The following is a 13,238-nucleotide window of genomic DNA, read 5'->3' as shown; positions in this document are numbered from 1 at the left end:
ATACGTAGTTTCTCTATTGTTACGTAAAGAAATTACTGCTTTTGTGGGATTATCTGATGAAGAAGGATCTCTATCTCCTTGACAATAGTCACATTTGTCTTCACCCGTGCCACCACCATTATCTAGAAACTTCATTGCCGCTTCTCGAAGATCTCCTAATTCCATAGGGGCTTCTTCTACCAATAAATCATTGTTTTTGTTCACCTCTACAACAAAGATATTTTTTTGTTTAAGAACCGGAGGTTCTATATTATCTTCTTGTGGTGGAGGAAGTTTTCGGCTAATACCACTATCGGTTTCAATAGTAGTCGTAACCAGGAAGAATATAAGAAGTAAGAATGCAATATCTGCCATAGATCCTGCATTAACTTCTGGTGCTGATCTTCTTGCCATAATAATTATTTACCTATTAATTTTCTAATACCAGATAAGAACATTAAACCTACTGCTACTGCAGCCAAAATGTAAAATGCATATAATCCAGTTCCTACCCATTTAGATCCACTCTCAGAAAGTATTTCTCCATCTTTTAAAGGAGTTTCAACTCCTTCTGCCATGACAAAACCGATGCCCACAACAATTATGAACGCAACAATTCCTATTAAAGTGTTTTTAAGACCTGAAGGGTTCTTTGCCAATGTTGAAAACACAGTAATCAATGTAGCTATAATAGTTACTACAAAAATAATCAATGTAAGACTATACAAAGGGCTTACCAAAGGTGCTGCATCATCTAAAGCAAGTTCCCTCGCTTCTGAAACACCATTTTGATCCATCAAATCACTAATTGAACTACTCATAACATACCAAAGAATCGCTCCTATGATACCTACTCCCAGTACAACATATGATAATATTTTAGAAATTTTCATGTGTCTGTTTTTTATTTGAAATGCTTACCGCACTTTGATTAAATAATAAGATTAAGTCTAGATTGAAATCTTCTTAAGAAAATCTCAACCTCTTAGTGACTTATTATTTCTTGTTTTTGTAAGCAACTAACATATCGATCAAAGTGATAGAAGCATCTTCCATATCATTCACAATTCTATCAATCTTAGCTACAATATAGTTATAGAAAATCTGAAGAATAATTGCAACAATAAGTCCAAATACCGTTGTAAGAAGTGCTACTTTAATACCACCTGCTACAAGAGAAGGCTGCATATCTCCAGCTGCTTCAATTTTATCAAATGCCTGAATCATACCGATTACTGTACCCATGAAACCAAGCATTGGTGCTAGAGCAATAAATAAAGAAACCCATGATACATTTTTCTCTAGTTGTCCCATTTGAACACCTCCATAAGCAACAACTGCTTTCTCTGCTGCATCAATACTTTCGTCTGCTCTATCAAGACCTTGATAGTAGATAGAAGCAACAGGCCCTTTTGTATTTCTACAAACCTCTTTGGCTGCTTCTACACCACCGCTGTTAAGTGCATCTTCAACATTTTGTTGTAACTTTTTTGTGTTTGTTGTAGAAAGATTTAAAAAGATAATTCTTTCAATTGCAATCGCTAGACCTAGGATCAAACATAAAAGTACGATTCCCATAAATTCAGGTCCACCTTCTATAAAACGCTTTTTAAGGTTTTGATGGAAGGATAACTCTTCTGTAGCATCAGAGGCTACATCTTCTTGTATTGTTGTCGTAGTTATAGGAGCAATTAATAATTGCACATTTGCCGTTAATAACTGGGCAGGTGCAGTAGCTGCTTGTAAGTTTCCAAAAGCCATTACCGCTACGATTGCCAGAATAGAAAATAATCTTTTCATTGCGCTGATTCTTAATTTTAATTAGTTAAAGGGTTAAAGATATAAAAATATTATAAAATCTTTCAATTATTTAAATATAATGCAGAGAGGAAGGGATTCGAACCCTCGATACGCTTTTGACGTATACACACTTTCCAGGCGTGCGCCTTCGACCACTCGGCCACCTCTCTGTAATTTCCCTAAAAAAGGGAGGAGCAAATAACAAAAAAAATGTTAAGTACTAAAATTTGAGGCGTTAATTTTCTGACATTTCCCCTCGTAGAGAGGTTTCATAGATGGTTTTGAGAACTTTAAGAGGTAAATTTTCCCCTAATAAATACATCAATTTGGCTACCGCCGCTTCTGTTGTTATATCTTTTCCTGAAATAACTCCTGCTTTTTTCAAAGCAATACTCGTATTATATTTACCCATTTCTACACTTCCTCCCGAACATTGAGTAACATTGATAATAGGAATACCGCTCTTGATGGTCTTTGTCAAAATGTCAATAAACCATTTTTTTGTTGTGGTGTTACCCGCCCCATAGGTTTCAATAATTACTCCTTTAATATTTTTAGAAGAAAAAATATGTTGAAGAATGTACTTATTAATGCCAGGAAACATTTTTATTATGATGACATTATTGTCAAAATGGGTATGGTATACCACTTTTTTTCTTCTATTCACCGGTCTCAAAAATGATTTGTTCACCTTAAGATGAACTCCTGATTCTACTAAAGAAGGATAATTAAGAGATTGAAAAGCTTCAAAATGTTCTGCATTAATTTTTGTAGTCCTGTTGGCTCTAAGCAACTTGTATTCAAAATATAGTCCTACCTCGTTAATTACCGGTTTCCCTTTTTCCTGTAAAGCTGCAATTTGCACAGCTGTAATTAAATTTTCTTTAGCATCTGTTCTTAAATCCCCTATTGGAAGTTGTGATCCAGTAAAAATTATAGGCTTTGTGAGATTTTCAAACATAAAACTTACAGCCGAAGCAGTATAAGACATAGTGTCGCTTCCGTGCAAAACTACAAAGCCATTATACTTGTCGTATGCTTGGCTAATGATATCACCCAGTTCTTTCCATCGCTCTACATCCATATCTGAAGAATCGATAGGTTCTCTAAAACTTATAGTATCTATGGTACAATCTAATTGTTTCAGCTCTGGAATATTCAACAAAAGTTCATCAAAATCAAAAGCAACTAATGCTCCTGTTTCAAAATTTTTGATCATACCTATGGTACCACCAGTATAAATAAGAAGAATGTTTGGTGTGATATTCATAATAGCAAATGAACAAAATTTATATCAAATCGAATTTATTTTAAACTCTAAAAATATCTATAGAGTTCTGGGTAGTTATAGCTGCTATTTCTGCAGCAGATTTTTTATAGATTTCGGTAAGCTTATCAAGTATATTAATCAAATAAGAACTCTCATTACGCTTACCCCTATAAGGTGTTGGAGCCAAATACGGGGCATCTGTTTCTAAAACAATATGTTTTAAAGAAATCTGGTCTAAAAACTTATCAATTTTACCATTTTTGAAAGTAACGACACCTCCTATTCCTAATTTCATGTTGTAATCGATAGCGCGACGCGCATCTTCTATCGTACCTGTAAAACAATGAAAAATACCGAACAAATTATCATCTTTCTCTGTTTCAAGTACTTCAAAAATTTCTTCGAAAGCTTCTCTACAATGTATTACAATTGGTAATTTATACTTCTTTGCAATCCTAATTTGATGCTTGAATGCTACTTGTTGTTGTTTTAAGGTAGTCTTATCCCAATATAAATCAATACCGATCTCGCCAATGGCATAAAACTTTTTGTCAGAATCTTTTTTTAATCGTTTTTCTAACTCTTCTTCAACATGAGCAAGTTCATCTAGATAATTATCTTTGACATGCGTTGGATGCAGTCCCATCATTAAAAAAACGTGCTCTGGATATCGGGATTCTATATCATACATTGCCTTTGTATACGTAGAATCGATTGAGGGAACAAAAAAACGTGTTACTCCTTTTTCTATAGCTCTTCGCATCATCTCACCCTGATCTTCATCAAAAGCTTCACTATATATATGTGTATGGGTATCGGTAAGTATCATGCGGCAAAAGTAACTAAATTTCACTTTTACTCATTATACTTTTTGGGATATTAAAACTAATCAAATGATCAAAAAATATTAAGATATACTGATGATTATTTCTAATGGAATTTTTAAATTATTTTTAGCACAGTATTGTTCTTGTTTTATTGCTACTAATTGCACTACTTTTATACCAATTTCTTCAACGCAAAACATGAGCACACTTAGAAAATTTTTGATTCAAAAAGAATATCACCGAATTAAATTAATACTCACCAAAACCAATCATTTTGAAGTCAAAGCTATTTTAAATGGTATTGAAGGTAATTTTATAGTTGATACCGGAGCCTCCAATTCTTGTGTAGGTTTTGAGGCAGTAGATAAGTTTAATCTCTTTGCTCAGGATAGCGATGTAAAAGCGGCGGGAGCCGGAGCAACAGATATGCTGACCAAGTTTTCGAAAAAGAATGCTATAAAAATAGGGACTTGGTCAAAGAATAGAATATCTCTTATCTTATTTGACCTGAACCATGTAAATGCAGCGCTATTAGCCCACCAGGCAGAACCTGTAGACGGAATCATTGGTGCCGACATTCTCAAAAGAGGAAAAGCAGTTATTGATTACGAAAGAACCTGTTTATATCTCAAATAAGTAATAAGGCATTGGTAGAAATAAGTCTATTGATCAGTAATCAGCACTAATAAAGCAAGTTGCCATTACTCCCTTTAATCAAAAAATCCCTTTGAAACCTTGTTGCTCTGAAACTGTGCAACCTAAAAAAATCACATCCCCGTTCTAATCGCCTCGACAGGATCTAATCTAGATGCCGATATCGCTGGTAAAATTCCCGCAATTAGCCCGATTATGGTAGAAGAAAACATACCCCAAAACATATTAGAACCCGAAAGTATAAATTGAAAGTCTCCTGTAAATTGAGAAGCAAATATGGAAATCAACCACACCAAGAAAAGTCCTACCAAACCACCAAAAATAGCTAGTATAATCGCTTCAAATAAGAACTGAAACAATATAAATTTTCTTTTGGCACCCAAAGCCTTTTGTATACCGATGAGATTAGTACGTTCCTTAACACTCACAAACATAATATTGGCTATCCCAAATCCTCCCACTAAGAGTGAGAACATGCCAATAAAACCACCGATAGTGGACATGGTACCAGTAATATTATCAATAAAATCTGTAAATCCCTGTAATTGATTTATGAAAAAATTGTCAATTTCATCCGGTTTTATGCCTCGATATGCTCTTACTTTTTGTTTTAAAACCGCCACAAACTCTGGCACATCTATTCCCGATTCAGGTTTAATTATAATCGCCGGGAACGAAGCCTTATTATTATCACCAAAAATTCTTCTTACAAAATTTACAGGAACCATAACCATCGTATCTTTTGAGTCTCCAAACAGACCGGTTCCTTCTTTTTTCAGTACCCCTATAACTGTAAATTTTCTTCCATACAAACGCACTTTTTTACCTATTGGATCGGCACTCCCAAATAAACTGTTTGCTATCTCGTCACCTATGACCATAACCGGAGCTCCAGAGACAGATTCTTGTTCATTATAAAATCTTCCTTTTACCACCTGCAATTCTTCAATATCATAATAATCATTGGTTACTGGTGCAATTTGAACATTACTTATGGTTTCGTCCTGATATTTTATAGTTTCAGGACCAACATTTAGCGAAAAACTAGCTGCCTTAAGATCTGGCATTGTTCTTTTGATATATTGATACTCTTCGTAGGTAACATCAGGAAACTGTTCTCTTTTCCATTGCGGTATATCTGTTGGGGCAAAAGAAAAACGCATCAAATAGATAGTACTGTTGTCTAGTGAGCTAATACTACCTTTAATCTCCTGCTTTAACGAGTCTACAGCAGCAAGCACACCAATAATTGAAAAAATTCCAATGGTTACACCAAGCAACGACAGAAATGTGCGCAACTTATTATTTCTTAGTGCATTTATTGCAAAATTGAAACTCTCTTTAAGTACTCTAAGATAGATTAGCATGCCCTATTTTTTCTTCTCAATTTTCAATTATCCAAAGATAGGACGTATTCCTTATAATTTTGTTACAATTTACCCAAAACAATTACGCATAATTGGTTGTCTAATTGCATACTAAATTGCTACTTTTGCGTTTTACTAACTAAAATTTCTCATGAGCAACACAAAAGCCGCGAAATCCGCATTAATTTCCGTATTTAGTAAAGACGGATTAGCTCCTATCGTAAAAAAATTGGATGAACTCAATATTACCATCTATTCAACCGGTGGTACCGAAAAATTTATTAAAGATCTAGGTATTGAGGTCATCCCAGTAGAAGATGTTACTTCATATCCATCTATTTTAGGCGGTCGAGTAAAAACTCTGCATCCAAAAGTGTTTGGTGGAATTCTTAATCGTCAAAACAACGATAGCGATGTTGCAGAACTTGAGCAATATGAAATCCCACAGATTGATATTGTCATTGTTGACTTATATCCATTCGAAAAAACTGTGGCTTCAGGAGCATCAGAACAAGATATAATTGAAAAAATTGATATTGGCGGAATCTCACTGATTAGAGCTGCTGCAAAGAACTTTGCTGATGTTACCTGTGTAGCTTCGGTAGATGATTATGTTGAATTTTTGAGTGTTATCACAGAAGGAAATGGAAATATTTCTATAGAAGATCGAAAACGTTTTGCAGCCAAAGCCTTCAATGTATCCTCTCACTATGATAGTGCTATTTTCAATTATTTCAATAGTGACCATGAAATAGCTTCCCTTAAAATAAGCGAAACCAAAGGAAAAGTTTTGCGTTATGGAGAAAACCCACATCAAAAAGGATTTTTCTTTGGCGATTTTGATGCCATGTTCGATAAATTGCACGGAAAAGAATTATCATACAACAACCTTTTGGATGTCGATGCAGCTGTAAATTTAATGAACGAGTTTAAAGGTGAAGCACCAACCTTTGCTATTCTAAAACATAACAATGCCTGTGGATTAGCACAGAGAGAAACTGTTCTTCAATCCTATATAGATGCCCTGGCGGGTGATCCGGTTTCAGCCTTTGGAGGAATATTAATTAGCAATACTGAAATAGATAAAGCAACTGCAGAAGAAATTCATAAATTGTTTTGTGAAGTAGTTATTGCACCTTCATTTAGCGATGCTGCAGAAGAAATTTTAAAAGGAAAGAAAAATAGAATTCTATTGGTACAAAAAGAAATAGATCTGCCAAAAACACAGGTACGTTCGTGTTTAAATGGTGCTTTAGTGCAAGACAAAGATCTTAAAACCGATGCCGAGACTGATTTAAAAACTGTTACCAAAGTTGGTCCTACTTCAGAACAAATCGAAGACCTGTTATTTGCTTCAAAAATTTGTAAGCACACCAAATCAAATACGATTGTTTTTACCAAAGGAAAACAATTATTGGCAAGTGGCACGGGACAAACTTCTAGGGTCGATGCTTTAAAACAATCCATAAAGAAAGCAACTTCTTTTAATTTTGATTTGAATGGTGCAGTTATGGCTAGTGATGCCTTTTTTCCTTTCCCAGATTGTGTTGAAATTGCAGATCATGCAGGTATTAAAGCAGTAATCCAACCAGGTGGTTCTATAAAAGATCAATTAAGTATCGATTACTGTGATCAAAATGGAATTGCAATGGTTATGACAGGAACACGCCATTTTAAACATTAATTTTATTACATTTACGAAATTTTAACCCCTTTTTTCGACTTTTATGGGATTTTTTGACTTCTTTACCGAAGAAATCGCAATAGATTTAGGTACCGCGAACACCTTAGTAATTCATAATGACAAAGTAGTGGTTGATAGCCCATCTATTGTAGCCAGGGATATTATGACTGGTAAAATTATAGCCGCTGGAAAAGAGGCTGCCATGATGCAAGGAAAAACCCACGAAAACATCAAAACAATTCGCCCGCTAAAGGATGGAGTAATTGCTGATTTTGATGCAAGTGAGAAAATGATAAGTATGTTTATCAAAGATATTCCTGCATTAAAGAAAAAGATCTTTGCTCCTGCCCTGCGTATGGTGATTTGTATTCCTTCGGGTATCACTGAAGTTGAAATGAGAGCGGTAAAAGAAAGCGCAGAACGTGTAAATGGAAAAGAAGTATACTTGATCCATGAACCTATGGCCGCTGCAATTGGTATTGGTGTTGATATTATGCAACCCAAAGGAAACATGATTGTAGATATAGGTGGGGGTACCACTGAAATTGCTGTAATTGCTTTAGGCGGTATTGTTTGTGATAAGTCTGTAAAAATTGCAGGTGATGTATTTACCAATGATATTATCTATTACATGCGTACACAACATAATTTGTATGTAGGAGAACGAACGGCAGAAAAAATAAAAATACAGATTGGTGCCGCAACCGAAGATTTAGAACTACCACCTGAAGAAATGAATGTTCAAGGTCGTGATCTATTGACAGGAAAACCTAAACAAGTGCAGATTTCTTATAGAGAAATGGCCAAGGCACTTGATAAATCAATATTACGTATTGAAGACGCAGTAATGGAAACTTTATCTCAAACTCCGCCAGAATTGGCAGCAGATATTTATAATACAGGAATCTATCTTGCTGGTGGCGGTTCTATGTTACGCGGGTTAGACAAAAGGTTGTCGCAAAAGACCGATTTACCCGTATATATTGCAGAAGATCCTTTAAGAGCAGTAGTAAGAGGAACAGGGATTACTCTCAAAAACTTGAACAGATATAAAAGTGTACTAATCAAATAATGTTATAAAAAATAATGTCGGGAGTATACCTAAGTTTCTGATTTTACGTTATTCTGCTTTGATACATTAGTATGGGTACAAAAGAAACTATTTAATGTAACGTTTAACTTAAGAAATAACTACACCCTAAATCATGCAGCAGATTATTAATTTTTTAATAAGAAATAAACATTCTCTGCTATTTCTTCTTCTTCTATTTGTATCGATAATTTTTACCATACAATCGCACTCTTATCACAAAAGCAAGTTTGTAAGTTCAACTAATTTTATAAGTGGCAGAATTTACAGATGGCAACATTCGGTAAGTGATTATTTCAATCTAAAGACTGAAAACAAAAGATTGCTAGAAGAAAATGAACGACTTCATAATATAGTTAGCGCTATGGGGGTTGATTCTATTTCTGCGACCTATGTAGACACAACGTTTGCCAAACCCTTCTCTTATACGAAAGCACGAATACTTAAAAATGATTACAGTAAAATTGATAATTATATTCTTATAAATAAAGGTGAAAAAGATAGTATATTTCCAGACATGGGAATTATTACAGATAAAGGAATTATAGGCATTGTAGAAAACACCTCTAAAAACTACAGTAGGGTCATTTCTATCCTTAACAGTAATTCGCGTATCAATGCAGGTCTTAAAAAATCAAATCAATATGGTTCTTTGATTTGGAATGGAAAAGATCCGAATATAGTTCAATTAGAAACTGTTCCTAGACAAGCTATCTTAAAAGAAGGCGATACAATCATCACCCACGGTCGTTCTACTATTTTCCCTCGAGGTATTGGTATTGGTACTATACTTAATTATAAATTAGATCAGAACAAGAGTTACTATTTAATAGATGTAAAGTTGTTTAACGATATGACGGATATTGGATTTGTATATGCGATAAAAAACAATAACGCTGAAGAGATTAAAAGTTTGGAAAACTTGGATTTATGAATAGAGATACCCTAATACATATCGGAAGGTTTATAATCTTAATTCTGGTTCAAGTGTTAGTACTCAACCATATCAATTTTTTAGGTGATCTAAACCCATATATCTATATTATTTTTATTCTTTTGGCACCTATTAATATAAATAAAAGCCTATTTCTTTTAATTAGCTTTATATTGGGTCTCATCATAGATATGTTTGGTGATTCTGGGGGAGTTCATGCAGCTGCCTGTCTTATTATAGCATTTTTTCGGCCAGTAGCCTTACGAACCGTTTTTGGTCTCAGTTATGAGTTCCAAACGGTAAAATTAAGTAATATTGCTTTTGGGGAAAAATTGGCTTATGTCACCCTTATGGTTTTAACACATCATATTGTACTTTTTTCATTAGAAATTTTTAACTTCTCTCACATACTATTAATAGCCAAAAAAACGTTATTTTCCAGTTTGTTCACTATTGTGATCACTACACTTGTTTTAATCTTGTTTAGAAGAAGCGATTCATGAGAAAATTATTATTGTACCTCGTCATTATTACTACGGGTATTGTTTTTATTGCAAGACTTTTTTACTTACAGATTTACAATACTTCATTTGTATCTCTTTCAGAAGATAATGCAATAAAAGTAATCTATGACTATCCCCAACGTGGTGCAATTTATGATAGAAACGCTCGATTGATGGTAGCCAATCAGCCATCTTATGATGTGATGGTAATCCCAAGAGAATTAAAACCTTTCGATACTTTAGAGTTTTGCTCTATACTTAGTATTACCAAAGAAAAGCTTGTAGAGCGTTTACGAAAAGCCAGAGTTTACTCTCCCAGAGTTCCTTCAATAGTAATTCCTCAATTAACTAAAGATGAATACGCTTATCTGCAAGAGAAAATGCGAAAATTTGAAGGCTTTTATATTCAAAAACGCTCCTTAAGAGATTATCAAACCACACATGCTGCTAATGTTTTGGGATATATAGGTGAGGTGAATGAAGCTTTAATAAAAAAAGATCCATACTATCTCTCAGGTGACTTAATAGGTATAGATGGTGTAGAAAAGATATATGAAAAAGAACTTAGAGGAATTAAAGGTGTAAAACGAATTCAAAAAGACAGATTTAACAGAGATATTGGTCCTTATAAAGAGGGAAAATTTGATACGTTACCAGTAAATGGAAAAGATCTTACCATTACCCTTGACGCTAGATTACAGGCATACGGACAAACACTCATGCAGAATAAACGAGGAGGTATCGTGGCAATAGAACCATCAACAGGGGAGATTCTGGCAATGGTTACAGCACCTACTTATAAACCAGAACTACTGGTCGGTCGAAAAAGATCCCCAAACTTTACCAAACTCGTTTATGACACTATTGCAAATCCACTGTTTGATAGAGGTATCATAGGAGAGTATCCTCCAGGATCTCCTTTTAAAACCATCAATGCACTTATCGGGCTACAAGAAGAAGTCATAGATACCAAAGAAAAAATTTCTTGCAGAATGGGATACTACTACGGAAAAAGAGGACAAAAATTAGGATGCCACTCTCACAGAAGTCCGCTTAACATGATCCCGGGAATTGCTAATTCATGTAATGCCTATTTTGCAACGGTATACAGAAGAATTATAGAAAAATATGAAACTCCGCAAGAGGGAATAGACAATTGGAGAAAACATGTGCAAAGTTTTGGGTTAGGAAAATATTTAGGAAATGATTTGGCAACAGGAAAACGAGGTAAAGTTCCTAATTCAGAATATTATAATAAAATATATCAATTCCCAACCTATAAGTGGTATGCTTCTGCAACGTTATCAAATGCTATCGGACAAGGGGAAGTGCTTGCCACTCCTATTCAATTAGCTAATATGACAGCTGCTATTGCAAACAGAGGATATTATTATACTCCTCATATTATAAAAGCAATTGACGGTAAACCTATAGAAAATGAAAATTACACCAAACCCAAAATTACTACGATTGATAAAGAACATTTCGAACCGGTAATTCAAGGAATGCACGAAGTGTATACAAAAGGTACTGCAAGTTTTTTACAGGTTAAAGGAATTGATATCTGTGGAAAAACAGGAACAGCAGAAAATTTCGCAAAAATCAATGGAGTAAAAACACAACTTACCGATCATTCTGTATTTATAGCTTTTGCCCCAAAAGATAATCCCAAGATAGCACTAGCTGTTTTTGTTGAAAACGGATATTGGGGAGCACGCTACGCAGGAAGAATTGCATCACTGATGATAGAGAAATATTTAAATGGTGCGATTACTCGAAGAGATCTAGAAGACTGGGTTCTTACACATAGTTTAGAGGAAGAATATGCGAAACCCTATAGTGGCAAACCCTTTAAAATTAATCAATAATGGCAAAATCAAGTGTTGCCGCTATTGATTGGATAACGGTCTTATTATTTTTATTACTGGTCGGGTTCGGTTGGGGTAATATTTACTCTGCATCTTACGAAGGTGAAACCTTCTCTTTTTCTGATTTTTCGCAAGTTTATGTAAAACAAGCATATTGGATTTTATTGAGCATAGTACTCATTATTGTCATTCAGGCGATAGAGGTGAAATTTTATGAACGATTTGCAGGATTAATTTATGTGATATCTATAGTATCACTTCTGGGCCTTTTTGTTTTTGGCAAAACTATTTCGGGTGCAACTTCATGGTATGCATTTGGATCGATTAGAATACAGCCTTCAGAATTTGCGAAGGCCTGCACTGCATTAGCTCTTGCCAAATTCTTAAGCGACATGCAAACTAATATTACCTATATCAATCATCAATTAAGAGCTTTTTTAATTATTGCATTGCCTGCCTTATTAATTATACCTCAACCCGATCCAGGAAGTGCTTTAGTATACGCGGCTTTTTTCTTCCCTCTTTATAGAGAGGGATTGGCAGCAATATATCTTATTGTAGGAGTTTCGGCAGCAACACTGTTTATGCTCACGTTACTCTTCTCCCCTTTATGGGTAGTTCTCTCTATTGCTGCTGTTATGATCTTTGTTTTAATTAAAAAAAGAAAACAAAAACCAAAATATTCGAAGTACATATTGGCCCTTATTGTGATTACTGGATTTTGTTTTTCTGTAAACTATATTTTTAACAATGTATTTGAACAGCGGCATAGGGACCGATTTAATATAGTTTTGGGAAAAGAAGTAGATGCCAAGGGAATTGGATATAACACCAATCAAAGTCAAATCGCCATCGGTAGCGGAAGCTGGACAGGAAAGGGGTGGAAAGAAGGAACACAAACCAAAGGAGGTTTCGTACCAGAGCAACATACTGATTACATTTTTAGTACCGTGGGAGAAGAATGGGGCTTTTTGGGAGCCTCTATGGTCATTATTTTGTTCATTTTACTATTAATCAGACTCATTCATCTGGCCGAACGACAAAAATCTCAGTTTAGTCGTGTGTATGGTTATAGCGTTATTGGAATTTTATTCATTCATTTCGCCATCAATATTGGTATGGTTACAGGTCTAATACCCACAATAGGAATACCCTTACCATTTTTCAGTTATGGGGGATCCGGGTTATGGGGATTCACTATTTTACTATTTATCTTTATCAAACTTGATTCAAACCGAGTTAATGAATGGTAGAACTCTGAA

13 protein-coding genes and 1 tRNA gene are annotated in these 13,238 nt (G+C 34.7%); 7 read left to right on the top strand and 7 right to left on the bottom strand.

Going from position 1 to position 13,238, the window contains the following annotated elements:
• The 6 genes from ACFSJT_RS18565 to ACFSJT_RS18540 all read right to left on the bottom strand — a co-directional run.
• The coding region (locus ACFSJT_RS18565) for an ExbD/TolR family protein (protein WP_378321835.1) at nucleotides 1–393 on the bottom strand (393 nt) is incomplete at its 3' end.
• A gap of 5 nt (nucleotides 394–398) precedes the next feature.
• Nucleotides 399–872: a hypothetical protein gene (locus ACFSJT_RS18560; RefSeq protein WP_378321834.1), complete on the bottom strand. Its 474-nt coding sequence runs from the start codon at nucleotides 870–872 to the stop codon at nucleotides 399–401.
• Between the two features lie 103 nt (nucleotides 873–975).
• Entirely contained in the window at nucleotides 976–1,779 is an 804-nt protein-coding gene (locus ACFSJT_RS18555) for a MotA/TolQ/ExbB proton channel family protein (RefSeq protein WP_378321833.1), read from the bottom strand.
• Between the two features lie 82 nt (nucleotides 1,780–1,861).
• A tRNA-Ser gene (locus ACFSJT_RS18550) sits at nucleotides 1,862–1,949 on the bottom strand.
• Between the two features lie 65 nt (nucleotides 1,950–2,014).
• Nucleotides 2,015–3,049, bottom strand: coding sequence for an asparaginase (locus ACFSJT_RS18545; protein WP_378321832.1), 1,035 nt, complete (start codon nucleotides 3,047–3,049; stop codon nucleotides 2,015–2,017).
• Nucleotides 3,050–3,089: 40 nt separating this feature from the next.
• The gene (locus tag ACFSJT_RS18540; RefSeq protein WP_378321831.1) at nucleotides 3,090–3,878 is read right to left on the bottom strand and encodes a TatD family hydrolase; all 789 of its coding nucleotides are present in this window, start codon (nucleotides 3,876–3,878) and stop codon (nucleotides 3,090–3,092) included.
• A 196-nt stretch (nucleotides 3,879–4,074) separates the two neighbouring features.
• Between ACFSJT_RS18540 and ACFSJT_RS18535 the strand changes: the two genes are divergently transcribed.
• Complete coding sequence (locus ACFSJT_RS18535) at nucleotides 4,075–4,512, top strand: retropepsin-like aspartic protease (protein WP_378321830.1); 438 nt, start codon at nucleotides 4,075–4,077, stop codon at nucleotides 4,510–4,512.
• Between the two features lie 131 nt (nucleotides 4,513–4,643).
• Here the strand turns inward: ACFSJT_RS18535 and ACFSJT_RS18530 are convergent, their stop codons facing one another.
• Complete coding sequence (locus tag ACFSJT_RS18530; protein ID WP_378321829.1) at nucleotides 4,644–5,897, bottom strand: ABC transporter permease; 1,254 nt, start codon at nucleotides 5,895–5,897, stop codon at nucleotides 4,644–4,646.
• A gap of 151 nt (nucleotides 5,898–6,048) precedes the next feature.
• On the opposite strand from ACFSJT_RS18530, the gene purH reads away from it, so the two are divergent.
• The 6 genes from purH to rodA all read left to right on the top strand — a co-directional run bounded on the left by purH (nucleotide 6,049) and on the right by rodA (nucleotide 13,229).
• Nucleotides 6,049–7,581: a bifunctional phosphoribosylaminoimidazolecarboxamide formyltransferase/IMP cyclohydrolase gene (purH, locus tag ACFSJT_RS18525; protein ID WP_378321828.1), complete on the top strand. Its 1,533-nt coding sequence runs from the start codon at nucleotides 6,049–6,051 to the stop codon at nucleotides 7,579–7,581.
• A 43-nt stretch (nucleotides 7,582–7,624) separates the two neighbouring features.
• Nucleotides 7,625–8,653: a rod shape-determining protein gene (locus ACFSJT_RS18520; protein ID WP_024772404.1), complete on the top strand. Its 1,029-nt coding sequence runs from the start codon at nucleotides 7,625–7,627 to the stop codon at nucleotides 8,651–8,653.
• A gap of 133 nt (nucleotides 8,654–8,786) precedes the next feature.
• A complete protein-coding gene (gene mreC / locus ACFSJT_RS18515) occupies nucleotides 8,787–9,605 on the top strand; it encodes a rod shape-determining protein MreC (protein ID WP_378321827.1) in 819 nt (272 codons plus the stop codon).
• Complete coding sequence (gene mreD / locus ACFSJT_RS18510) at nucleotides 9,602–10,108, top strand: rod shape-determining protein MreD (protein ID WP_378321826.1); 507 nt, start codon at nucleotides 9,602–9,604, stop codon at nucleotides 10,106–10,108. Before mreC ends, mreD begins: the two co-directional genes overlap by 4 nt.
• Nucleotides 10,105–11,976 (top strand): penicillin-binding protein 2, encoded by a 1,872-nt coding sequence (mrdA, locus tag ACFSJT_RS18505; RefSeq protein ID WP_378321825.1) that lies wholly within the window; start codon nucleotides 10,105–10,107, stop codon nucleotides 11,974–11,976. The genes mreD and mrdA overlap by 4 nt, the downstream gene beginning before the upstream one ends.
• Entirely contained in the window at nucleotides 11,976–13,229 is a 1,254-nt protein-coding gene (gene rodA, locus ACFSJT_RS18500) for a rod shape-determining protein RodA (RefSeq protein WP_378321824.1), read from the top strand. The genes mrdA and rodA overlap by 1 nt, the downstream gene beginning before the upstream one ends.
• The last annotated feature ends 9 nt before the right edge of the window (nucleotides 13,230–13,238 follow it).

Source organism: Aquimarina celericrescens (genome assembly GCF_042682765.1).
Lineage (GTDB): Bacteria > Bacteroidota > Bacteroidia > Flavobacteriales > Flavobacteriaceae > Aquimarina > Aquimarina celericrescens.
This window is presented reverse-complemented; position numbering and strand designations above follow the sequence as displayed.

Bases quoted from the DNA above. Each gene is read 5' to 3' on its own strand.
- mrdA (WP_378321825.1), top strand. From the start codon at position 10,105: ATGAGAAAATTATTATTGTACCTCGTCATTATTACTACGGGTATTGTT.
- ACFSJT_RS18545 (WP_378321832.1), bottom strand. From the start codon at position 3,049: ATGAATATCACACCAAACATTCTTCTTATTTATACTGGTGGTACCATA.
- ACFSJT_RS18520 (WP_024772404.1), top strand. From the start codon at position 7,625: ATGGGATTTTTTGACTTCTTTACCGAAGAAATCGCAATAGATTTAGGT.
- ACFSJT_RS18555 (WP_378321833.1), bottom strand. From the start codon at position 1,779: ATGAAAAGATTATTTTCTATTCTGGCAATCGTAGCGGTAATGGCTTTT.
- ACFSJT_RS18560 (WP_378321834.1), bottom strand. From the start codon at position 872: ATGAAAATTTCTAAAATATTATCATATGTTGTACTGGGAGTAGGTATC.
- ACFSJT_RS18530 (WP_378321829.1), bottom strand. From the start codon at position 5,897: ATGCTAATCTATCTTAGAGTACTTAAAGAGAGTTTCAATTTTGCAATA.
- mreD (WP_378321826.1), top strand. From the start codon at position 9,602: ATGAATAGAGATACCCTAATACATATCGGAAGGTTTATAATCTTAATT.
- purH (WP_378321828.1), top strand. From the start codon at position 6,049: ATGAGCAACACAAAAGCCGCGAAATCCGCATTAATTTCCGTATTTAGT.
- ACFSJT_RS18535 (WP_378321830.1), top strand. From the start codon at position 4,075: ATGAGCACACTTAGAAAATTTTTGATTCAAAAAGAATATCACCGAATT.
- rodA (WP_378321824.1), top strand. From the start codon at position 11,976: ATGGCAAAATCAAGTGTTGCCGCTATTGATTGGATAACGGTCTTATTA.
- mreC (WP_378321827.1), top strand. From the start codon at position 8,787: ATGCAGCAGATTATTAATTTTTTAATAAGAAATAAACATTCTCTGCTA.
- ACFSJT_RS18540 (WP_378321831.1), bottom strand. From the start codon at position 3,878: ATGATACTTACCGATACCCATACACATATATATAGTGAAGCTTTTGAT.